22 protein-coding genes (1 of these 22 only partly in view) are annotated in these 21830 nt (G+C 73.4%); 11 read left to right on the forward strand and 11 right to left on the reverse strand.

Annotated elements, in window-relative coordinates:
* On the forward strand, nt 1-874 hold the 3' portion of the coding sequence (locus tag ACSNN8_RS21750; protein WP_436651102.1) for an amidohydrolase. 755 nt of this gene lie to the left of the window's left edge; the window shows 874 of its 1629 coding nt (coding positions 756-1629); its start codon lies off the left edge, out of view; its stop codon occupies nt 872-874.
* On the opposite strand, the gene ACSNN8_RS21755 is transcribed toward ACSNN8_RS21750, so the two are convergent.
* The 7 genes from ACSNN8_RS21755 to pcaH all read right to left on the reverse strand — a co-directional run bounded on the left by ACSNN8_RS21755 (nt 840) and on the right by pcaH (nt 6774).
* Nucleotides 840-1604 carry a phosphatase PAP2 family protein gene (locus ACSNN8_RS21755; protein WP_436651103.1) on the reverse strand — a complete coding sequence of 255 codons (765 nt, stop codon included), beginning with the start codon at nt 1602-1604 and terminating at the stop codon, nt 840-842. The genes ACSNN8_RS21750 and ACSNN8_RS21755 overlap by 35 nt on opposite strands.
* A gap of 155 nt (nt 1605-1759) precedes the next feature.
* A complete protein-coding gene (locus tag ACSNN8_RS21760; protein WP_436651104.1) occupies nt 1760-2401 on the reverse strand; it encodes a 3-oxoacid CoA-transferase subunit B in 642 nt (213 codons plus the stop codon).
* Nucleotides 2398-3120 carry a 3-oxoacid CoA-transferase subunit A gene (locus ACSNN8_RS21765; protein ID WP_436651105.1) on the reverse strand — a complete coding sequence of 241 codons (723 nt, stop codon included), beginning with the start codon at nt 3118-3120 and terminating at the stop codon, nt 2398-2400. The genes ACSNN8_RS21760 and ACSNN8_RS21765 overlap by 4 nt, the downstream gene beginning before the upstream one ends.
* A 91-nt stretch (nt 3121-3211) precedes the next feature.
* A complete protein-coding gene (gene pcaDC, locus ACSNN8_RS21770) occupies nt 3212-4357 on the reverse strand; it encodes a bifunctional 3-oxoadipate enol-lactonase/4-carboxymuconolactone decarboxylase PcaDC (protein WP_436651106.1) in 1146 nt (381 codons plus the stop codon).
* Nucleotides 4351-5496: a lyase family protein gene (locus ACSNN8_RS21775; protein WP_436651107.1), complete on the reverse strand. Its 1146-nt coding sequence runs from the start codon at nt 5494-5496 to the stop codon at nt 4351-4353. Before ACSNN8_RS21775 ends, pcaDC begins: the two co-directional genes overlap by 7 nt.
* A gap of 10 nt (nt 5497-5506) precedes the next feature.
* Nucleotides 5507-6049, reverse strand: a complete 543-nt coding sequence (gene pcaG / locus ACSNN8_RS21780) for a protocatechuate 3,4-dioxygenase subunit alpha (RefSeq protein ID WP_436651108.1) — start codon at nt 6047-6049, stop codon at nt 5507-5509.
* On the reverse strand, nt 6046-6774 hold the full coding sequence (gene pcaH, locus ACSNN8_RS21785) for a protocatechuate 3,4-dioxygenase subunit beta (RefSeq protein WP_436651109.1): 729 nt from the start codon (nt 6772-6774) through the stop codon (nt 6046-6048). Before pcaH ends, pcaG begins: the two co-directional genes overlap by 4 nt.
* A 69-nt stretch (nt 6775-6843) precedes the next feature.
* Here pcaH and ACSNN8_RS21790 point away from each other — a divergent pair, with 69 nt between their 5' ends.
* Nucleotides 6844-7587, forward strand: coding sequence for an IclR family transcriptional regulator (locus tag ACSNN8_RS21790; RefSeq protein ID WP_436651110.1), 744 nt, complete (start codon nt 6844-6846; stop codon nt 7585-7587).
* 39 nt (nt 7588-7626) lie between these two features.
* Nucleotides 7627-8787: a 4-hydroxybenzoate 3-monooxygenase gene (locus ACSNN8_RS21795; protein WP_436651111.1), complete on the forward strand. Its 1161-nt coding sequence runs from the start codon at nt 7627-7629 to the stop codon at nt 8785-8787.
* Here ACSNN8_RS21795 and ACSNN8_RS21800 read toward each other — a convergent pair.
* Nucleotides 8760-9347: a hypothetical protein gene (locus ACSNN8_RS21800; RefSeq protein ID WP_436651112.1), complete on the reverse strand. Its 588-nt coding sequence runs from the start codon at nt 9345-9347 to the stop codon at nt 8760-8762. The two genes, ACSNN8_RS21795 and ACSNN8_RS21800, sit on opposite strands and share 28 nt — an antisense overlap.
* 179 nt (nt 9348-9526) lie before the next feature.
* Here ACSNN8_RS21800 and ACSNN8_RS21805 point away from each other — a divergent pair, with 179 nt between their 5' ends.
* Genes ACSNN8_RS21805 through ACSNN8_RS21815 form a run of 3 tightly spaced genes read left to right on the forward strand, consistent with a single transcriptional unit; the run spans nt 9527 to nt 12317 of the window.
* Entirely contained in the window at nt 9527-10519 is a 993-nt protein-coding gene (locus ACSNN8_RS21805) for a permease (RefSeq protein WP_436651967.1), read from the forward strand.
* On the forward strand, nt 10516-11235 hold the full coding sequence (locus ACSNN8_RS21810) for a TIGR03943 family putative permease subunit (protein ID WP_436651113.1): 720 nt from the start codon (nt 10516-10518) through the stop codon (nt 11233-11235). Before ACSNN8_RS21805 ends, ACSNN8_RS21810 begins: the two co-directional genes overlap by 4 nt.
* The gene (locus ACSNN8_RS21815; protein ID WP_436651114.1) at nt 11232-12317 is read left to right on the forward strand and encodes a hypothetical protein; all 1086 of its coding nucleotides are present in this window, start codon (nt 11232-11234) and stop codon (nt 12315-12317) included. The genes ACSNN8_RS21810 and ACSNN8_RS21815 overlap by 4 nt, the downstream gene beginning before the upstream one ends.
* A gap of 1226 nt (nt 12318-13543) precedes the next feature.
* Here the strand turns inward: ACSNN8_RS21815 and ACSNN8_RS21820 are convergent.
* The 3 genes from ACSNN8_RS21820 to ACSNN8_RS21830 all read right to left on the reverse strand — a co-directional run bounded on the left by ACSNN8_RS21820 (nt 13544) and on the right by ACSNN8_RS21830 (nt 17209).
* On the reverse strand, nt 13544-14851 hold the full coding sequence (locus ACSNN8_RS21820) for an extracellular catalytic domain type 1 short-chain-length polyhydroxyalkanoate depolymerase (protein WP_436651115.1): 1308 nt from the start codon (nt 14849-14851) through the stop codon (nt 13544-13546).
* On the reverse strand, nt 14848-16224 hold the full coding sequence (locus tag ACSNN8_RS21825) for an endo-1,4-beta-xylanase (protein ID WP_436651116.1): 1377 nt from the start codon (nt 16222-16224) through the stop codon (nt 14848-14850). Before ACSNN8_RS21825 ends, ACSNN8_RS21820 begins: the two co-directional genes overlap by 4 nt.
* A gap of 202 nt (nt 16225-16426) precedes the next feature.
* Nucleotides 16427-17209: an IclR family transcriptional regulator domain-containing protein gene (locus tag ACSNN8_RS21830; RefSeq protein ID WP_436651117.1), complete on the reverse strand. Its 783-nt coding sequence runs from the start codon at nt 17207-17209 to the stop codon at nt 16427-16429.
* A gap of 113 nt (nt 17210-17322) precedes the next feature.
* Between ACSNN8_RS21830 and ACSNN8_RS21835 the strand changes: the two genes are divergently transcribed.
* From ACSNN8_RS21835 to ACSNN8_RS21855, 5 genes are all read left to right on the forward strand, one after another.
* Nucleotides 17323-18294 (forward strand): ABC transporter substrate-binding protein, encoded by a 972-nt coding sequence (locus tag ACSNN8_RS21835; protein ID WP_436651118.1) that lies wholly within the window; start codon nt 17323-17325, stop codon nt 18292-18294.
* Nucleotides 18291-19055 (forward strand): ABC transporter permease, encoded by a 765-nt coding sequence (locus ACSNN8_RS21840; protein ID WP_436651119.1) that lies wholly within the window; start codon nt 18291-18293, stop codon nt 19053-19055. Before ACSNN8_RS21835 ends, ACSNN8_RS21840 begins: the two co-directional genes overlap by 4 nt.
* Nucleotides 19052-19816: an ABC transporter permease gene (locus ACSNN8_RS21845; protein WP_436651120.1), complete on the forward strand. Its 765-nt coding sequence runs from the start codon at nt 19052-19054 to the stop codon at nt 19814-19816. The genes ACSNN8_RS21840 and ACSNN8_RS21845 overlap by 4 nt, the downstream gene beginning before the upstream one ends.
* Before the next feature lie 13 nt (nt 19817-19829).
* Entirely contained in the window at nt 19830-20612 is a 783-nt protein-coding gene (locus ACSNN8_RS21850; RefSeq protein WP_436651121.1) for an ABC transporter ATP-binding protein, read from the forward strand.
* 92 nt (nt 20613-20704) lie between these two features.
* A complete protein-coding gene (locus ACSNN8_RS21855; protein ID WP_436651122.1) occupies nt 20705-21820 on the forward strand; it encodes a helix-hairpin-helix domain-containing protein in 1116 nt (371 codons plus the stop codon).
* Nucleotides 21821-21830 lie beyond the last annotated feature (10 nt).

Raw genomic sequence — 21830 nt, forward strand, 5'->3', positions numbered from 1 at the left:
GGTCGTCGGGGCGCTGTGGTGGGACCGGGATCGGGGTGCGGAGCAGATCGCGGACCTGGTCGCCAAGCGGGCGGAGCTGACCGTGGGGCGGCTGCGCTGCGACACGGTGAAGCTGATGCTGGACGGGATCGCGGAGAACTTCACGGCCGCGATGACCGAGCCCTACCGGGACGCGTGCGGTCACGCCACGGGCAATCGGGGGTTGTCGTTCATCGACCCGGCCGCGCTGCCCCGCTACGTCACGGAGCTGGACCGGCTCGGCTTTCAGGCGCACTTCCACGCGCTGGGCGACCGGGCGGTCCGCGACGCGCTCGACGCGATCGAGGCGGCGCGCCGGGCGAACGGTCCGAGCGACACCCGTCCGCACCTCGCACACCTGCAGGTGGTGCACCCCGACGACGTGCCGCGGTTCGCCCGGCTGGGCGCGACGGCGAACATGCAGCCCTACTGGGCGGTGCACGAGCCGCAGATGGACGACCTGACGATCCCGTTCCTGGACCCGGCGGCCGTGGGCCGGCAGTACCCGTTCGGCGATCTGCTGCGCAGCGGCGCACGGCTGGCGGGCGGCAGCGACTGGCCGGTGAGCACGCCCGACCCGTTGCAGGGCATCCACGTGGCCGTCAACCGGGTGCTCCCGGCGGAGCAGCGGGAGCCGTTCCTTCCCGAGCAGCGGCTCGACCTGCGGACGGCGATCACGGCGTACACGGCCGGGTCGGCGTACGTGAACAGGCGTGACGACTCCGGGCGCCTCGCGGAGGGGTACGTGGCGGATCTCGTGGTGCTCGACCGGGACCCGTTCGAGGCGCCGCCGGAGCAGATCGGGGACGCCCGGGTGGCGTCTACCTACGTGAGCGGGAGGAGGGTGTACGGGTGACGGCCACCGGCGCCGGGCGCTGAGCCGGGACGAAGACGGGCGCGGGCGCGACGCGGGGCACCAGGGCCAGCACGACCCCGAGCAGGCCCAGGACGGCGAGCGCGTCGACCCAGTAGTGGTTGCCGGTCACGACCACGACGATCAGCGTGAGCGCCGGGTGGGCGAGCCAGAGCCAGCGCTTCCAGCCCGCGGTGGTGGTCACCAGCGCGAGTGCCACGACGACGGCCCAGCCCACGTGCAGCGAGGGCATGGCCGCGTACTGGTTGCTGAGCGTGTCGGTCGCGGGCGGTCCGTAGACGGAGGGGCCGAAGAGGCGCCCGGTGTCGACCATGCCGGCCGCGGCGAGCATCCGGGGCGGCGCGAGCGGGAAGAGGGAGTGCACGACGAGGGCGAAGGCGGTGAGCGTGGCGAGGGTGCGGCGCATCCAGAGATAGGTCTCGGGCTTGCGGACGTACAGCCAGACCAGGGCCAGGGCCGTGGCCGGGAAATGGACGTACGCGTAGAAGCAGTTGGCGGCCCGCACCCAGAACTCGTGGCTGAGCAGGGCGCCCTGGAGGCGGGCCTCGCTGGGCAGGTGCAGGGCGCGTTCGAAGTGCCAGACCGCGGCGGCGTTGTTCATCGCCTCGGTCACGTGGCCGTCGACGAGCAGGCGACCCATCTTGTACGCGAGGAACAGCGCGGCGACCAGGACGAACTCCCGTAGCGCGCGACGTACAGCCGTGCCGTTCACGTGCACCTCCGGACGATCTCGCCGGGAGATCGGAATGGTGATCTCCCACGATCGTCCCGAAGCTGCACGCCGTGCAGGTTTTCACGGTGAGAAACGAATCACCCTGACCGGCACGGCGCGCGACGAACGTCGGACGACGCAAAAGCAAAGATCATTCAAACTGACGGCGAAGATACCAGCGGCATGCCAACCCGTGTGATCAGCTCGTCGAGCGTGATCCCGAACGTTTCGACGACCCGCACGCCGTCCGGCCCGAGGGCGAACGTCGCCACGTCGGTGTAGACCCTGCTCACGCAGCCACGCCCGGTCAGCGGAAAGGTGCACTCGGGCACCAGCTTCGGCTCGCCGTTCTTGGCGAACAGGCTCATCATCACGAAGACCTGCTTGGCGCCGATGGCCAGGTCCATGGCGCCGCCGACCGCGGGGATCGCGCCGGGGGCGCCCGTCGACCAGTTCGCCAGGTCGCCGGCCGAGGACACCTGGAAGGCGCCCATGATGCACACGTCGAGGTGGCCGCCGCGCATCATCGCGAACGAGTCGGCGTGATGGAAGTACGAGGCGCCGGGCAGCTCGGTGACCGGCTGCTTGCCCGCGTTGGTGAGGTCGGGGTCGATCCGGTCGCCGGTGGCGGGGCCGCCCATGCCCAGCATGCCGTTCTCGGTGTGCAGGACGACGCCGCTGTCCGGGCGCAGATGGTCGGCGACCATCGTGGGCTGGCCGATTCCCAGGTTGACGTAGGCGCCGTCCGGGATGTCCCGGGCGACGATGCGCGCCATCTCCTCCCGCGACAGGCTCATCGCGCCACCTCCGCAGCCGGCGAGGAGGGGATAGCGGTAGGCGCGGACGACGGGGAGACGGTCGGGATCGGGACCACGCGGTTGACGTAAATGGCGGGGGTGACGACGGCCTCGGGGTCCAGGCCGCCGACGTCGACGACCCGGGACACCTGGGCGATCGTGACGGTGGCGGCGGTGGCCATCACGGGGCCGAAGTTGCGGGCGGTCTTGCGGTACACCAGGTTGCCCATGCGGTCGGCCACGTGCGCGCGGATCAGGGCCACGTCGCCGCGCAGGGGGAACTCGAGGACGTACTCGCGTCCGTCGATCACCCGCGTCTCCTTGCCCTCAGCGAGCGGAGTGCCGGCGCCGGTGGGGGTGTAGAAGGCGCCGATCCCCGCGCCGGCGGCGCGCAGACGTTCGGCCAGGTTGCCCTGCGGCACGACCTCGAGCTCGATCTTTCCGGCGCGGTAGAGGCCGTCGAAGACGTACGAGTCGGCCTGTCTCGGGAACGAGCAGACGACCTTGCGGACGCGCCCGGCGGCCAGCAGCGCGGCGAGCCCGGTGTCGCCGTTGCCCGCGTTGTTGCTGACGATCGTCAGGTCGCCCGCCCCGTGCGCGATCAGCGCGTCGATGAGCTCGACCGGCATCCCGGCCATGCCGAACCCGCCGACCAGCACCGTGTCGCCGTCGCGCACCACCGAGACCGCGCCGGCGGCCTCCATGATCGACGCGCTCATCCGAGACCTCCCGGAAGGGAGGTGGGAGAGGGAAAGGCTCGCAGAGGCGCAAGGGCGCGGGAGGCGGGAAGGGCGATGAAGGTGGGGGCGGTCATTCGGTCTCTCCGGCGAGGACCCGCTGGGCGATGCGGAAGGCCGAGTTCGCGGCGGGCACGCCGCAGTAGATCGCGGTCTGCAACAGCACCTCCTTGATCTCGTCGTCGGTGAGGCCGTTGGTGCGGGCGGCGCGCACGTGCATCGCCAGCTCGTCGTGGTGGCCGAGGGCGACCAGCGCGGTCAGGGTGATCATCGAGCGGCTGCGGCGGTCGAGGCCCGGGCGGGTCCAGATCTCCCCCCAGGCGTACGCGGTGATGAGGTCCTGGAAGTCGCGGGTGAACTCGGTGGTGCCCGCGATCGCCCGGTCGACGTGCTCGTCGCCGAGCACCTGGCGCCGCACGGCCAGGCCGGCCGCGCGGACCCGGTCGAGCGTCGGAGGCCCGCCGAAGTGCTCGTCGAGCAGCGCCGCGACCTCGTCGGGTCGCTCGGCGGGGGCCAGGTGGGCGGCGCCCTCGAGCACGACGAGCCGGCCGTTGCGGACGCCGGAGGCGATCGCGGCGAGGTTGTCCGGCGGGGTGGGCTGGTCGTCGGCGCCCGCGATCGCCAGCACGGGCGCGGTGATCTCGCCCAGCCGGTCGCGGACGTCGAAGGCGGCCAGGGCCTCGCAGACCAGCGCGTAGCTCTCCGGGTCGGTGGCGCGCAGCGCGTCGAGCAGCGCGGCCGCGACGCCGGGCGAGCGCTGGGCGAAGCCGGGCGCGAACCACCGCTGCTGCGAGCCGCTGACCACGGCGTTCGTGCCGTCGGAGCGGACCGTCTCGGCCCGCTGGCGCCACCCGGCGCTCTCGCCGATGCGGGCGCCGGTGCAGATCAGCGCGGCGGACTCGACCCGCTCGGGCGCGTCGAGCAGCAGTTGCAGGCCGACCGCGCCGCCGACGGACACGCCCGCGTAGCGGAACGGCTCGCCGGGCCGCAGCCGGTCGGCGAGCGTGAGCACGCCGCGGGCCAGCCCGGCGATGCCGAAGCCGCCGGCCGCGGGCTTGCTCTCGCCGTGGCCGGGCAGGTCCCAGCCGACGACGTGGTGGGCGCCGCGGAGGCGTTCGGCGCAGCGCCGCCACAGGGTCTCGGCGGAGGTGCCCAGCGAGGGCCCGAGCAGCAGCAGCGGGCGGCCGGGGGCGTCGACGATCGTGGTGGCGGTCAGCATGGCCTCTCCCCCGCCCGCTTCAGCGCGGCATCGATGATCTCGTCGGTGGCTCCGCGGTAGGGGCCGCCGGTCTGCTCGTACGTGCGCTGTTCGGCGTCGATGCCCGGCCGGGCCGCGGCGAGCGTGGCGGCCATCCGCTGCTCGTCGACGCGCAGGCCGGCGAGCAGCTCGGCGGTCTGCGAACCGGCGGTGACCGTACGCCGGGCGAGCGTGCGCAGCGTGGCCCACTCGACGTGCCAGGCGCCGTCCGCGCGCTCGTCGACCATGGTCGCGGCGGCGGTGTGCAGCGTGGCGGCGAGCGGGGGCCCGGCCAGCGCGGCCCGCCGCACCAGCACCGCCAGCGTCGGGTTGCGCTTGCCGGGCATCGCCGAGGACCCGCCCGTACGCGCGGAGGTCAGCTCGCCGATCTCGGGGCGGGCGGCGACCAGCACGTCGGCGGCGATCCGGCCCCAGGCGTCGGTGCAGGTGACCAGTGCGTCGCCGAAGCCGGTCAGCGGCGCGCGGCTGGTGTGCCACGGCTCGCGCAGCGGCAGGCCGAGGCGCTCGGCGGTGGCGGCCACCCGGGCGAGCGCGGCGGCGGGCGACCCGGCGAGCGCGACGGGGGCAGCCAGGCTTCCCGCCGCGCCGCCGAGCTGGATGGGCAGCCGCGCGGCGCGGGCGAGGGTGTCGCGGGCGTCGAGCACGCCCTGCAGCCAGCCGGCGACCTTGAGGCCGAAGGTGATCGGCACGGCGTGCTGGGTCAGCGTGCGCCCGGCCAGGCCGGTGTGCCGGTGCCGGTCGGCGAGCGCGGCCAGCGTGGCGATCTGCGCGTCGAGGTCGCCGCGCACCCGGCCGGCGGCCTCGCGCAGGCAGAGCACGAGCCCGGTGTCGAGCACGTCCTGGCTGGTCAGGCCGCGGTGCAGGACCTCGGCCCGGGGGTCGTCGCCGAGCCGCTCGCGCAGCAGGGCGAGCAGCGGGATCACCGGGTTGCCGCCCTCCTCGGCCGCGACGGCCAGGGCGGGCAGGTCGTCCGGGCCTGCCAGCCCGGACAGGTCGGCGTCGATCCAGGCCTCCTCGACCCGCACCAGGGCGGCCAGCACGGTCGCGTCGCTGCAGATCGCGCCGCTGCGGGCGTCGCCGGGCCAGAGCAGGTCGCTCATGGGCGCCGGCTCATCGCGCCTGCCGCGGGTAGGTCAGGAACACCGTCTCCCCCTCGCCCTGCAGGTGGATGTCGAAGCGCAGGCCGCGCTCGGTACGGGTGGCGATCAGCGTATCGCGGCGGCCGGCCGGGAGCCCGTCGAGAAGCGGGTCGGCGCCGTCGCCGGGCGGATAGGCGCGGGTGAAGAGCCGGTCGGTGAGCCCGCGGGCGAACACGGTGACGGCGAAGAACGGGCGCCGGCCCGGCTCGGTGGCGCCCGGCACCAGCGTGGAGAACCAGTAGTGGCCGTCGCCGTCGGTCTGCGCCCGGCCCCACCCGGTGAACGTGTAGCCGTCGCGGCGCAGCGAGCCGGTCTCGCGGGGCACGCGCCCGGCCGGGTCGGCCTGCCACAGCTCGATCAGCGCGTCCGGCACCGGGTCGCCCCGGCCGTCGAGCACGCGCCCGTGCAGCCGTACGCTCTCGGGATGTCCGGCCGGAACGAGCAGGTTGCCGCCGTCGTATGGCAGCCCGAGGTGGAAGAACGGCCCGACGGTCTGGCCCGGCGCGAAGCTCACGGCTGCTCCTCCAGAGGGGTCCGGTGGGTGCCGCTCAGCACGATGTCCCAGCGGTAGCCGAGCCGGTACTCCGGGGTGTTCAGGTCGTGGTCGTAGGTGGCGACCAGCAGCTCGCGCGCCTTGGGGTCGGTGATCGACTGGTAGATCGGGTCCAGGTCGAACAGTGGGTCGCCCGGAAAGTACATCTGCGTGACCAGGCGCTGGGTGAAGTCGGTGCCGAACAGCGAGAAGTGGATGTGCGCCGGGCGCCACGCGTTGACGTGGTTGCGCCACGGGTACGCCCCGGGCTTGATCGTCTGGAACGTGTAGACGCCGTCGTCGTCGGTCAGGCAGCGGCCCGCCCCGGTGAAGTTCGGGTCGAGCGGCGCCGGGTGCCGGTCGCGCTGGTGCCAGTAGCGCCCGGCCGCGTTGGCCTGCCAGATCTCGACGAGCTGACGGCGTACGGGCCTGCCCTCGCCGTCCGTGACGCGGCCGGTGACCACGATGCGCTCGCCCAGCGGCTCCCCGGCGTGCCGGCTGGTCAGGTCGGCCTCGGCGTCGTCGACGTCGGCGCGCCCGAAGCACGGCGCCCACAGCTCGACGCCCTCCGGGTCGACCAGCAGTGCGTCACGCTCCGGGTGCCTCAGGGCGCTGCTGCGATACGGCGGGTAGTCCAGGCGCGGTTGCGGTCCGTCGCTCCCGCGCAGCTCCTCGATCTCACGATTGATCTCCGCCTGGCTCGTCACGTCCGCGACGCTAGACCAGGCGGGAATCGCGAGACGATACTTGCCTTCCACTGGACGGAAGAGGTGCTGATGGCCCCGAGCGTGACGTCCCGGGCCCTCGCCGTGCTCGGCGCGTTCGACCCGGAGCACCGCAGCCTGACGCTGAGCGGGCTGGCCCGGCGGGCCGGGCTGCCGCTGGCCACCGCGCACCGGCTCGTCGCCGAGCTGCACAAGTGGGGCGCGCTGGCCCGGTTGCCGTCGGGCGAGTACGTGATCGGCCGGCGGCTGTGGGACCTGGGGCTGCTGGCGCCGGTGCAGTCGGGGCTGCGCCAGGCGGCGTCGCCGTTCCTGCACGACATCTACGGCGCGACGCTGGCCACGGTGCACCTGGCCGTGCGGGACGGGAGCGAGGTGCTCTACGTCGACAGGCTGTCCGGGCACGACTCGGTCCCGGTGGTCAGCGAGATCGGCTCGCGGCTGCCGATGCACGCGACGGGGGTCGGGAAGGTCCTGCTGGCGTACGCCCCGGAGGACGTCCGGAAGGAGGCGTTCGCCCGGCTGACGCGGGTCACGCCGTACACGGTCACGCAACCGGCGCGGCTCGCCGACCAGCTGCGGAGGGTACGGGCCGAGGGGTACGCCACCACGGGCGAGGAGATGAGCCTGGGTGCGTGCTCGGTGGCGGTGCCCGTACGGGGGCCCGGCGAGGACGTGGTGGCCGCGCTCGGCATCGTGGTGGCCGACCTGCGCCGCGAGCAGGCCCGGTTGGTGGCCGCGCTGCAGGTCGCCGCGCGCGGCATCGCCCGGACCCTGGCTTCCGCGGAGTGGAAATAGGTCCTTGCCGCCCGCCGCGCGCTGCCGTTGGCTGGACCCATGCGCACTCAGGTCGCCGTCATCGGCGCGGGCCCGGCGGGGCTGCTGCTCGCCCATCTGCTGCACCGCGGCGGTGTCGACGCGGTGGTGATCGAGACCCGCTCGCAGGAGTACGTGGCCGCCCGCATCCGGGCCGGCATCCTGGAGAGCTCGAGCGTCGAGCTGCTCGAGTCGGTGGGGCTGGGCGCGCGGCTGCGGGCCGAGGGCCACGAGCACCGCGGCATCTACCTGCAGATGCCCGGCGAGCGGCACCACCTCGACTTCGTCGACCTGGCGGGCCGCAGCGTCTGGGTGTACGGCCAGACCGAGGTGCAGAAGGACCTGGTGGCGGCCGGGACGGCGGTCGTGCACTACGAGGCCGGCGAGGTGCAGCTGCACGACGTCGAGACCGAACGGCCGTACGTGACCTTCGTGGACGCCGCCGGCCGGGCGCAGCGCCTGGACGCGGACGTGATCGCCGGGTGTGACGGCTCGTTCGGGCCCTCGCGCGCCGTGGCCGCGCCCGCCCAACGGTTCGAGCGCGTGTATCCGTACTCCTGGCTCGGCATCCTGGCCGACGTCGCGCCCTCCACCGACGAGCTGATCTACGCCTGGCATCCCGACGGGTTCGCGCTGCACTCCATGCGCTCCGAGACGGTGAGCCGGCTGTATCTGCAGGTGCCCAACGGCACCGACCCCGCCGACTGGCCCGACGACCGGATCTGGGCCGAGCTCGCCACCCGGCTCGGGCACGGGCAGGACGGCTGGAAGCTGACGCCGGGCCCGATCACCGACAAGAGCGTGCTGCCGATGCGCAGCTACGTGCAGACGCCGATGCGGCGCGGGCGGCTGTTCCTGGCCGGCGACGCCGCCCACATCGTGCCCCCGACCGGCGCCAAGGGCCTCAACCTCGCGATCGCCGACGTCGCCCTGCTCAGCCGCGCCCTGGTGGCGCTGCTGCGCGAGCACGATCCCCGCCCGGCGGACAGCTACTCGGACGACGCCCTGCGCCGCGTCTGGCGCTGCACCCACTTCTCGTGGTGGATGACCACGATGCTGCACACCAGCGGCGACGAGTTCGACGCGCAGTTGCAGCTGTCGCAGTTGCGCTGGGTCACCACGAGCGCGGCCGGCGCCACGGGTCTGGCCGAGAACTACGCGGGGCTGCCGATCGGCTTCTGACCGGCGCGGGAGCGCGCCAGCCACGCCCCGAACTGCTCGGGTGTGGCCACGCCGTGCTCCAGGACCGCGGTGTAGACCTCGAAGCCGCTGACCTCGTCCGGGTACTCCGGGCGGCGGTGCCAGACGTCCTTGATGCGCAGGATCGTCAGCCGCTGCTGCTCGGTGAGCGTGGCGGCCAGCCGCCGGTGGTACGCCGTCACGGTGTCGTGCGGGTCGTGCAGCCAGATCGACAGGTCGACCCGCCAGCCGCCGGCCCGCAGCGTCACGTGGAAGCGCTCGTCCCGGCGCTCACCGGTGGGTGAGCGCTCGCCCCGCTCGTCGGCGCAGTCGAAGCCGGTCAGGCCGGGCAGGTCGACCGCCCGGCCGAGCAGAGCGAGGACGTCGTGCGGGCCGAACGACGCGCCGCCGAGCAGCATGACGTCGAGGTCGCGCCAGACCATCAGCCCGGACACGAAGCTGCCGGTCGGCTCGAGCCGGCCGACGACCGCGAGCCGGGTCAGCAGTTCGGCGCCGTCGGCCTGCAGAGCCGCCTGCCGGTCGAGCAGTTCGCGGTCCTCCATGCGCATGTGTTTAGCACGGCGACGGACGCCCGCCAGTCGGCATCCCGACGCATGCACAGATCAACATATGCGCAGGTAGGCGCTTCGGCGCGGCGGTCCGCGGCAGGTATGTTGGGCGCGGCCGACCGCATTGGAGTGAGCTCTTGACCCGCCCCTCGACCCGCCTCGACGATGAGGAGATCGACTGGACGCCGCCGCCCTCCCCCCGGGCCGCCGGGCCCGAGCGGCGGATCGGCTCGCTGGAGGTGCTGGCCGGGCTGCTCGTCCTGCTCGTCGTCCTGCGCGGGCCGCTGGCCGGCCTGGTGTCGGCGCCCGGGCTGCAGACCTGGACCACCGTGTTCGTCTCGGTGCTGGTGCAGGCGGCGCCGTTCCTGGCGTTCGGGGTGGCGCTGTCCGCGGTGATCGCGGTCTACGTGCCCCGGTCGTTCTGGGCCAGGGCGCTGCCCGGCCATCCGGCGCTGGCCGTGCCCGCCGCGGGGCTGGCCGGAGTCGTGCTGCCGGGGTGCGAGTGCGGCAGCGTGCCGATCGCGGGCTCGCTCATCCGGCGCGGCGTGACCCCCGCGGCGGCGCTGGCGTTCCTGCTCGCGGCGCCGGCGATCAACCCGATCGTGCTGACCGCCACCGTGGTCGCCTTCCCCGGGCGGCCCGAGGTGGCGGTGGCCCGCGGGCTCGCGAGCCTGGTGGTGGCCGTCCTGATCGGCTGGTTGTGGCTGCGGCTGGGCCGGACCGAGTGGATCCGGCTGCCGCACCGGCCCGAGCTCGACGACCTGTCGCGGGCCCGCGCGTTCTGGGCGGCCTGCCGGCACGACGTGCTGCACGCGGGCGGCTTCCTGGTGATCGGCGCGGCGGCCGCGGCGACGATCAACGTGGTGGTGCCCGAGGCGTGGCTGACCGGCCTGGCCGCGAACGCGGTGCTGTCGGTCATCGCGCTCGCGGTGCTGGCCGTGCTGCTGTCGATCTGCAGCGAGGCGGACGCATTCGTGGCGGCCTCGCTCAGCCAGTTCTCGCTCACGTCCCGGCTGGTGTTCCTCGTGGTGGGGCCGATGGTGGACCTCAAGCTGATCTCGATGCAGACCGGGGTGTTCGGCCGCCGGTTCGCCTCCCGCTTCGCGCCGGCGACCTTCGTGGTCGCGGTGCTGGTCGGCACGGTCGTCGGGGTGATGCTGCTGTGAGCCGGCTGACCCAGGGCGTCGTCCTCCTGCTGTTCGGCGGGGCGATCCTGCGCGCGTCGTTCACCGACCTCTATCTGCGGTACGTCAAGGAGGGGCTGCGGCCGTTCCTGATCGCCACGGGCGTGCTGCTCGTGGCGGCGGCCGTGATGACGATCTGGTACGCGTTCCGCGACCCCGCCGGGCACGAGGACGAACACGGGCACGATCACGAGCACCACGGGCCGGCCGTGGGGTGGCTGCTGATCCTGCCGGTGCTGGGGCTGCTGCTGGTGGCGCCGCCGGCCCTCGGGTCGTACGCGGCGAACCAGGCCGGCAGCGTGGTCGCGCAGCCGGTGGGCGACTCCGACTATCCGCCGCTGCCCGCGGGCGACCCGGTCGAGCTCAGCCTGCTCGACTACGCCTCGCGCGCGCTGTTCGACTCCGGCAGGAGCCTCGAGGGCCGCGACCTGCGGCTGACCGGGTTCCTCACCACCGCCCCCGACGGCGCGCCGATGCTGGCCCGCATCGTGCTGTCGTGCTGCGCCGCCGACGGCCGCCCCATCAAGATCGGGCTGGACGGGCGCGCGCCGATCGACGTGCCCGCTGACACGTGGGTCGAGGTCGTCGGCGGGTACACCAGCCGCACCGCCAAGGACCCGCTGAACAAGGTGGACGTCGCCTACTTCGAGGTGAAGACCTGGCAGCAGGTCCCCGAACCGAAGCAGCCGTACGCATGAGCCCCGTACGCACCTGGCCGACCGTGGCCGCCCTGGTTGTCGCGCTGGCTGCCGGCGGCGTGCTGATCGGCGCCGCGCCCGGCGGCCGCGAGAAACCCGCCCCGCCGGCCCGCACCGACGCGCGCACGGCGTGGCCGGACGCGCGCCGCGCCGACCTGCCCGCCGGGCTTCCGGACGGCCCGCTGTTCACGCCGTCGATGTTCCTCGACGCCACCACCGCGGTCGGCACGGCGCCCACACCCAGCGGCGCCCAGAGCCGGCTGCTGCTGCGCTCCGGCGACCGGCTGCGCGAGCTGCGCCGGGTGTCGCTGGAGGACAACCCGCAGTTCGAGGCGTTCACGGTCGCCGGCGACCAGATCTTCTGGGCCGAGTCGACCGCCGCGTCCACATCCGTACGCCTCTGGACAGCCAACCGCAGCGGCGGCGCGGCGCGGCCGCTGACCGCGGACACCGGCAACGCTGTGTTCTACGGCAACCAGTACGACCTGGTCGTCGCCGAGGGCAAAGTGCACTGGACGGCCGCTCCGGGCGACGCCACCAAGGAGACCGAGATCCGCTCGGTGCCCGTCGGCGGGGGCCAGGTGACCGTACGGGTCGAGCCCGGCCAATGGGCGATGTCGGCGTGGCCGTGGCTGGTCGACGACGGCAGCACCTCGGGCGAGCCGCGGCTGCGCAACCTGGCCACCGCCCGGGACACGCCGATCGTCAGCTCCGGCGTCGAACAGCTCACCTGCCAGCCCGTCTGGTGCCGCGCGATGGTGATGGGCGACCAGGCCCTGGCCGGCATCGAGCTGGTGCGCCCCGACGGCTCCGACCGCCGCCGGATCGCCGGCGGGGCCGCCCAGGCCGCGATCACCGACGTGGCCGTGCTGGACCGTTTCGAGATCCTCGCCGAACCCGGCCCCGACACCGACGTGACGGGGGCGGCCGCGCTGGTCGTCCACGACATCGCCACCGGCCGCACCGTCGACGTGGCCCGCGACGCCGACGGCGCCTTCTCCCGCGGCGGCATGCTGTGGTGGTCCACCGCCACCGACGACGAGCAGATCACCTGGCACACCTTGGACCTGCGCACGGTTTGAGGCTGCCCCCTTCCGGTGCTCCGCCGCTTGCCGGCGCCCCTCGGGTCCGCGTCGCCCGCCCGGCAGCGCGCCGCGGTCGGCACTTGCGCGGGTGTTCGGCACTTCCGCGGCTCGGTCGGCCGCTCGGCAACGCAGCGGGCACCTCCGCATGCGCGGTCGACCGTTCGGCAACGCAGCCGACACCTCTGCGAGCGCGGTCGGCCGCTCCCGGCGGCGCAACACCAGCGGCAATTCTGCAGGTGCGGTCAGCCGTTCCTGGCAACGCAGCCGACACCTCCGCGGGTGCGATCGGCCACTCGGCAACGCAGCCGGCACCTCCGCGGGCGCGGTCGACCGCTCGGCAACGCAGCCGGCACTTCCGCGGGCGCGGTCGACCGCTCGGCAACGCAGCCGGCACTTCCGCGGGCGCGGTCGGCCGCTCCCGGCGGCGCAACGCCAGCGGCAATTCGGCGCGTGCAGTCGCCGCTGCCGGTAGCGCAACGCAGCGGGCACTTCGCGGTGCAGCCGGCCGCGCATGGCACCCTGTCGACGACAGCAGCCAGGCCGGCAGCTTGCGACCCGCCGACACCGGACGCGCGCACACACCACAGTGCGATGCAGCCAGTCGCCCGCAACAGCACCAGCCGACCGCGCTCTGCACCAACTGGCCACCGCGGCGGCATCCGTCGGCAACCCGCAGCACCACCAGCCGACCGGCCGCCAACGACAGCATCAGCCGACCGCCCGCAGCACACCAGCTGGCCGCCCAGAGCAGCATCAGCCGGTCGCCGACGGCGCCAGCAGTCGACCACCTGCGGCATCACCAGCCAGCCTCGCGGCACCACCAGCCGAGGGTCCCTCCACTGTCAGCCAGCCCACGGCGCCGCCCGCCGACCGCCCACGACACCACCGGCCCACCCGACGGCACCACCAGCCGACCGCCCGCGGCACCACCAGCCGAGGGCCCCGGCACTGCCAGCCAGCCCACGGCAGCGCAGCCGACCGCCCACCGCATCACCAGGCGGCCATCCGCGGCAGCACCACCCGGTGGGCCCGCCCATACCCCCACCCACCCGGGGAACGGCGGCCACCTTACGCCGGGCGGCCGACAGAAACGGCGAGTTGTCCACAGGCATAGGGGCGAGATGTCCACAGGCATATGTAGGGGCGCCGCGGCGGGGGACGGTCCCGCTGCGGCGCCCCTGGCTGATGGGACGGCCGGCACAGCCCGACGGCCGGCCGCCCCATCAGGTGGTGGAACAGGCGGCGCTGTTGAGGGTGTAACCGCTCGGCGCGGCGCTGTTCCCGGTGTGGGTGGCCTGGAAGCCGATCGTGACCGACGAGCCGGGCGCGAGGGTGCCGTTGTAGGCGGCGTTGCGGGCGACCACCTGGCCGGAGGTGGGCGTGTAGGTGGCGTTCCAGCCCGACGTGATCGTCTGGCCGGCGGGCAGGGTGAAGCCGAGGCTCCAGCCGGTGATGGCGGAGCTGCCGGTGTTGGCGATGGTGAGCTGGGTGGTCAGGCCGGTGTTCCACGAGCTGACGCTCGCGGTCACCCGGCACGCCGACGAGGTGGGCGGCGGCGTGGTGGGTGGCGGCGTGGTGGGCGGGGGCGTGGTCGGCGGGGGCGTGGTGGGCGTGGTGCCGTCCAGGCCGAAGAAGGCGATCGCGAGGCGGGCCATCCCGCCCAGCGGCAGCGAGTGGCCGACGCCGGCGACGCTGATGCCTTCGACGGGGGCCTGCACGGAGGCGGAGCCGTACCGCGTACGGGTCCAGCCGGGTTGCGGGGTGTCGGTGAACACGGGCGTCTGGCTGACGCCGTGCACGTTGGTCCACTGCTTGATGGCCTCGCCGAAGTTGGGGTACTGCAGCGTGCTGTCGGTGGTGCCGTGCACGAGCTGCATGCGCGGGCGCCGGCCGGTGTACCCGGGATAGGCGGCGCGGACGAGGTCGCCCCACGCCTGCGGGGTGCGCGACACCTGGCCGTTGGCGCACGCGCTGTTCCAGAGCGAGCCGTCGGTGGTGGCGAAGCAGCCGAACGGCACGCCCATGTAGGCGGCGCCGGCGGCGAACACGTCGGGGTAGTCGCCGAGCAGGACGTTGGTCATCATCCCGCCGGACGAGGCGCCGGTGACGAAGGTGCGGGCCGGGTCGGTGTTGTAGCGCTGCTGCACGTACCGGACCATCGACACGATGCCCACGGGGTCGCTGTTGCCGTCGTGCCGCAGCGCGCCGGGGGTCGACACGTCGAAGCACTGCCCGGAGCGGGTCGCCGACGGGTAGACGACGATGTAGCCGTACTGGTCGGCGAGCGAGGCGAACTCCGTGCCGGAGTAGAAGGCCGGGCCGGTGCCGGTGCAGTAGTGCACGGCGACCAGCAGCGCGGGGTTGGGGGCGACCCGGTCCGGCACGTACAGGTGCATGCGCAGGTTGGTGGGGTTGGCGCCGAAGCCGGTCACCTCCTGCAACGACGCGGCCGAGGCGGGCAACGCGGGGGCGAGGAGGGCGAGCCCCGCGGCCGCCACAGCGGCGACCGCGGCTCGCAGGATCTTCCTCATCGGGCCGTGCAGGACGCGGCGGTCGGACCGGTGCCGGTGCCCTGGAAGCCGAACTCGGTGCTCGCCCCGGCGTTGACCGAGCCGTTGTAGGCGACGTTGCTGAAGCTGGTGCCGCTGGCCTGCGCGTTCCAGCTGTTGGAGACCGCCGAGCCGGACGGCAGGGTGACGCCCACGGTCCAGCCGCCGATCCGGGCGGAGCCCGCGGTCACCCGGACGGTGGCGACGAATCCGCCGTTCCACTGGTTGAGCGAGATCGTCGCGGTGCAGCCCGAGCCCGTCGGAGGCGGCGGGGACGACGACGTCGGCGGCGGGGAGGTCGGCGTGGTGGGCGTGGTGGGCGTCGTCGGCGTGGTGGTGCCGCCGTTCAGCGCGTCGAGGGCGGCCGTGTACGCGGGCTTCTTGTTGCCGCTGGAGTCGAACAGCAGCGGGGTGCCGCTCGCGCGCCACGAGTCGGAGTCGCGGATGCCCCACACGGTGATGCCGTTGCAGCGGGTCACCGCCAGGCAGGCGCGCACCGCGGCGGCGTACGAGTTGGCCTGTGCCGTTCCGGAGCCCTCGATGTCGAGCTCGGTGATCTGCACGTCGACGCCCAGGTTCGCGAACCGCTGCAGGTTGGCCTGGTAGTCCGAGGGCAGCGGGGACGCGGAGTTGAAGTGCGACTGGAAGCCGACGCAGTCGATCGGGACGCCGCGGGCCTTGAAGTCCTGCACCATGGCGTAGACCGCGTTGCTCTTCGCGTTCTGCCCGTCGGTGTTGTAGTCGTTGTAGCAGAGCTTGGCGCCGGGGTCGGCGGCACGCGCGGTGCGGAACGCGACCTCGATCCAGTCGTTGCCGGTGCGCTGCAAGTTGGAGTCGCGGCGGGCACCGGAGCCGCCGTCGGCGAAGGCCTCGTTCACCACGTCCCACGAGTCGATCTGGCCCTTGTAGTGGGTCGCGACCTGGGTGACGTGGTTGACCATGGCGTTGCGCAGCGCGGTGCCGCTGAGGTTCTGCGCCCAGCCGGGCTGCTGGGAGTGCCAGGCGAGTGCGTGGCCGCGCACCTTCGCGCCGATCGCCTTGGCCTGGGCGACGATCTGGTCGGCGGAGCCGAACGAGAACGTGCCCTGGGTGGGCTCCGTGGCGTCCCACTTCATCTCGTTCTCGGGCGTCACGGAGGTGAACTCGCGGTCGAGGATCCCGGAGTAGGTGGCGTCGCTGAGCTTGTACGCGGCGACGGCGGTGCCGAAGTAGCGGCCGGTGGCGGCCGCGGAGGCGCCGAGCGTGCTGGCCGCGTCGGCGGTGCCGACCGCGAAGACGGCGCCGGCCGCAGCGGCCAGGCCGGTGGCGGCTGCGGCGAGGACGCGCCGGCGCCGGGGGGAACGGTGTGGGTCCATCGTGGTGCCTTTCGAGCAGGGGACGGCACGGCTTGCGGAGGCGTCGGTGGGAGCGCTCCCGAAGCTGAGGCAGAAAGTGACCCGGATCGATCGGAACGTTAGCGCCGTGTTTCGGTATCCACAACGGCCAATATTGTTTCCAGTTCGCGAAACAAGGCCTGAGCTGCGACGTACGGGCGTCAGGCGACCGAAACTTTCGGTGTCAGGCGTGCGCCACGGGGTGCACGTGGAAGCGCAGATCGTCGTCGATGGCGGCCGCGGTGACCAGCAGCGGCGGCAGGAAGCGCCGGCGCATGGCCTCGACGGTGGCCCGGGCGGCGTGGACGGAGACGTTGACAGCACCGGCCACCGCTCCCGTGCGGTCGTGGATGGGCACCGCGATCGCGCGCAGGCCCTGCTCGAGTTCCTGGTCGACGACGGCGTACCCCTGGGCGCGCACCCGGTCGAGCTCGGCGCGCAGCGCGGCGACGGTGGCGACGGTCCGGCCGGTGAGGCGGTCGAGCCGGACCCGCGCGGCGTACGCCTCCAGCTCCTCGTCGGGCAGCGCGGCGAGCAGGACCCGGCCCATCGACGTGGCGTACGCCGGAAATCGGGTGCCGAGGTTGATCGAGACCGTCATGATCCGGCTCGTCGGGACGCGGGCCACGTACACGATGTCGTCACCGTCGAGGATGGACAGCGAGGAGGACTCGTGCACCTGCGACACCAGGCGCTCCAGGTGCGGCGCGGCCACCTCGGGCAGCGACTGGCCGGCCAGGAACGCGTAGCCCAGCTCGAGCACCCGCGGGGTCAGCCGGAACAGCCGGCCGTCGGTGCGCACGTAGCCCAGGTCGGCCAGGGTCAGCAGGAACCGGCGGGCGGCGGCGCGGGTCAGGTCGCAGATCCTCGCCACCTCGCTGAGCGTCAGCTCGGGATGGGTCGCGTCGAAGGCCCGGATCACCGCGAGCCCGCGTTCGAGCGACTGGACGTGGTGCGGCTGTCTCATAACGGTATCGATGAAGATCGTTGACCTGGCACTGCCCACATCCTACGTTCACATCGAGAACTGTCGTTCGCAATGCGCACAGCTTAAGCACAGCATCGGACCGGAGGAAACGAATGCGACGTGCCTTCACGGGGATAGCTCTGGCGGCCCTGGTCGCCACGATGGGGGCCTGCGGGTCGTCGGGCGGGTCGGGGGACGGCACCGGCGGCTCCGGCGACGCGGTCGACCAGGTCAAGGTCGGGGTCATCCCGATCGTCGACGTCGCCCCCATCTACCTGGGCAAGCAGAAGGGCTTCTTCACCAACCGCAAGATCGACGTGAGCATGGAGAGCGGCCAGGGCGGCGCGGCGATCGTGCCCGGTGTCGTCAGCGGCCAGTTCCAGTTCGGGTTCAGCAACATGACCTCGCTGCTGATCGCCCAGACCAAGAACGTGCCGATCAAGACGGTCGCGGCCGGCGTCGCCTCGACCGGCGAGCAGGGCAAGGACTTCGGCGCCGTCATGGTCAGGGCGGACAGCCCGATCAAGACCGCCGCCGACCTCGCCGGCAAGAAGATCTCGGTGAACACCCTCAAGAACATCGGCGACACGACCGTCCGGGAGTCCGTGCGCAAGGCCGGCGGCGACCCGAAGAACATCCAGTTCGTCGAGATGCCGTTCCCGAACGCGCCCGCGGCGCTGCAGAACGGCCAGGTCGACGCGTCGTGGGTGGTCGAGCCGCAGCTGTCCGAGGTCAAGGCGGCGGGCGGGCGGCTGATCGCCTCCAACTTCGTCGACGCCGCGCCGAACCTGACCGTGGCCGCCTACTTCACCTCGGCGAAGCTGCAGGCCGAGGACGCCGACCTGGTCAAGCGGTTCACCGAGGCGATCAACGAGTCGCTGACGTACGCCGGCTCGCACCCCGACGAGGTCCGCGCGGTCCTCGGCACGTACACGAAGATCGACGAGAAGACCCGGGCGGCGTTGACCCTCCCGAAGTGGCCGACCGAGATCAACCAGGCGTCGGTGGACACCCTGGCGAAGCTCGGCGCGGGCGACGGCATCTTCGAGGGCGCCACGCCAGACGTGGCGAAGCTGCTGCCGTGACCAAGGGCCTCGGCGTGCTCGGGCCCGCCGGGCTGCTCCTGCTCGTCGAGGCGCTGCCGCGGCTCGGCCTGGTGGACGACGACTATCTGCCGCCCACCAGCCGGATCGCGGCGGCCCTCGGCGACGAGCTGGGCACCGCCGAGTTCTGGCAGGCGGTCGGCGACACCCTCACCGGGTGGGCGATCGGCCTGGCGATCGCGGTGGTCGCCGGCGTGGCCGCGGGCATCGTGATCGGGGCGGTGCCGGTGCTGCGCGCCGCGACCGCCTCCACCATCGAGTTCCTGCGGCCGATCCCCTCGGTGGCGCTGATCCCGCTCGCCGTGCTGCTCTACGGCACCGACCTGGGCTCCACGCTGCTGCTGGTGGTCTACGCCGCGTTCTGGCAGGTGCTCGTGCAGGTCCTCTACGGCGTCGCCGACGTGGACCCGGTCGCCGACGAGACGGCGCGCAGCTTCCGGCTCGGCGCCTGGGCGCGGGTGCGCGCGGTCCTCTGGCCGACTGCCCTGCCGTACGTCTTCACCGGCGTCCGCCTCGCCGCCGCGGTCGCGCTCGTGCTGGCCGTGACTGCCGAGCTGGTCATCGGGGCGCCCGGGCTGGGCAAGCAGATCGCGGTGGCGCAGAGCTCGGGGGCGGTGCCCGACATGTACGCCCTGATCGCCGTGACCGGCGTGCTCGGCGTGGCGATCAACCTGGTCGCCCGCCTGGTCGAGCGGCGGTCGCTCGCCTGGCACCAATCCGTGCGCGGGGAGGTGCCCACGTGAGGCGGATCGCGTACGTCCTGGGGCTGCCCGTCCTGCTTTTCGCGGCGTGGTTCCTGCTCAGCGACGGCAGCGAGAACTTCTACGCTCCCCCGCTGCGCGACATCCTGCGGGCGTTCGCCGACACGTGGACGCTCGAGCGGCTCGACGCCGACGTGGTGCCCAGCCTGCTGCGTCTTCTTGCCGGGTACGTTCTCGCCGCGCTTGCGGGCGTGGCGGCCGGCGTCGCCATCGGGCTGAGCCGGGGGCTGCGCGCGACGGTCGAGCCGGTGCTCGAGTTCTTCCGCGCCATCCCGCCGCCGGTGCTGGTGCCCGTGATCATGCTGTTCGCCGGCATCGGCAACGGCATGAAGGTGACCGTCATCGTCTTCGGCTGCGTGTGGCCGATCCTGCTCAACACGGTCGAGGGCGTCCGGGCGGTGGACAGCGTGCAGCTGGAGACCGCGAAGGCGTACGGGATCGGTGGCCCCGCCCGGATCGCGCGGGTGATCCTGCCGGCGTCGTCGCCGCAGATCGCGGCCGGGCTGCGGCAGGCCCTGTCCATCGCGATCATCCTCATGGTGATCAGCGAGATGTTCGCGTCGAGCAACGGGCTCGGCTTCACCATCGTGCAGTTCCAGCGCAGCTTCGCGATCCCCGAGATGTGGAGCGGCATCCTGCTGCTCGGGCTGCTCGGCTTCGCGCTGTCGCTGGTGTTCCGGCTCGCCGAGGCGCGGGCGCTCCGCTGGTACCACGGTCTGCGCTCGGCGCAGCGGAAGTCGTGAAAGGGCGTACGTCATGCTCGAGGTCACTGGGCTGCGCAAGGTGTACCGCTCGGGCGCGCGCGAGGTCGAGGCGCTGCGCGACCTGACGTTCACCGTGGACAACGGCGATCTGGTGTGCCTGGTCGGCCCGTCCGGCTGCGGCAAGACCACGCTGCTGCGCTGCATCGCCGGCCTGCTGCCGCCCACCGGCGGCACGGTCCGGCTCGACGGGCACCAGGTGAGCGGGCCGCCACCGGGCCTCGCGATGGTGTTCCAGGAGTACGGGCGCAGCCTGTTCCCGTGGATGACGGTGCGCGACAACGTCGAGCTGCCGCTCAAGCAGAAGAAGCTCCCCAGGGCGCGCCGGGCCACCCTGGTCGGCGAGGCGCTGGACGCGGTCGGGCTCGCGGGCACCGAGACGGCGTACCCCTGGCAGCTCTCCGGCGGCATGCAGCAGCGCGTGGCCATCGCGCGGGCGGTCGCGTACGAGCCGTCCACGCTGCTGATGGACGAGCCCTTCGCGGCCGTGGACGCGCAGACCCGCGCCGACCTGGAGGACCTGGTGCGCGCGCTGTGGCAGCGGCTGCGGGTGACCGTCCTGTTCATCACCCACGACATCGACGAGGCCGTGTACCTGGGCCGGCGCGTCATCATGCTGTCGTCGTCGCCGACCGTGGTGCAGGACGAGATCACGGTCGACCTGCCCGCCGAACGCGACCAGCTGCACACCCGGGCCGATCCGCGCTTCACCGAGCTGCGGACCCATGTGTACGAGCAGATCCAGGCGGCCAAGCGGGGACGCCCGACGCCGGTGTGAGCGGCACGCCGACCACCCTCATGGTGCGCAAACGGGGTGATGTGCAAAGCTGCCCGCTACATCAGCAGCCCTCATTGTTCGGAGCCCTTCACATGGAGTTCCTGTCCCTTGTCGCCGGCGTCGTCGTCGGCTTTGCCGCGGGGTGGTTGTTGCGCGGGCTGCGGCCCGGGACGGCCGCCTCCGCCGAGAGTCCCGCCGCCGCCACCGCCGCGACCGAGTCGGCCGCCGCTTTCCCGTCCGCTGTCGACGAGCCGGGGCGCGCGGTCGAGCCGGTCGCCCCCGCCGAGCGCGAGCCCGTCGGTGGGGCGGTGGCCGCTTCCGCCGACAGCAAGCCGGTCGCTGGCGACCATGAGGCCGCCGACGAGCCGACGGCGGCAAGCACCGAGCCGGAGCCGGCCGCCGCGCCGGAGCAAGCCGCGACAGAGACCGTCGCCGCGTCGGAGCACGACGCCGAGCCCAAGCACGCCGCGGCCACCGTGGACCTCGGGCCGGCCGGGACAGACACTGCCGCGACCGACGTCGAGCCCGTCCCCGCCGAGGCGGCGACCGCCGAAGAGGAACGGCAGCCCAAGCACGCCGCCGTCGAGACGGACCGGCAGGGCGAAGCGGCCGAGCCCGTCGCCGAGCAGCCGGTGCGGCGGTTCGAGCCGGAACCGATCGCGGTCGCGGCCGAGCCGACGGTGGTCTCGCCGCCCGCCGCGGAGCCGACGCCGGTGACCGCGGCCAAGCCGGCGCCCAAGCCGCGCGCCACCCGCACCCGGGCGGCGAAGCCGGCCGTCGTGGCCGAGCCGGTAGTGGCCGAGCCGGTCGTGGCCGAGCTGGTCGTGGCCGCGGTGCCGGGCGTTGCCGAGGCCGACGAGGTGACCGCGGAGCCGGCGCCGGTGGCGGTGGCTCCGGCCGGGCACGCCGGCGTTCCGGACACGACCGCGGCGGTGCCGGGGGTTGCCGGGGCCGACGAGGTGGCCGCGGTGCCGGCGCCGGTGGCGGTGGCCGTGGTGGAGCCGGACGACCTCACGAAGATCCCGGGCATCGGGCCGAAGATGGCGATGGCCCTGGCCGCGAGCGGCATCACCACGTTCGGCAAGCTGGCCGACACCGACGTGCCGACGTTGCGCGCCGCGGTCACGGCGGCGGGGCTGCGCCTGGCGCCGACGCTGCCCAGGTGGCCCGAGCACGCGCGGCAGCTCGCCGGGACCCCGGGCGACTGACGGGGCGTCC

Origin of the sequence: Actinoplanes sp. URMC 104, assembly GCF_051386375.1 — a bacterium.
GTDB lineage: Bacteria > Actinomycetota > Actinomycetes > Mycobacteriales > Micromonosporaceae > Actinoplanes.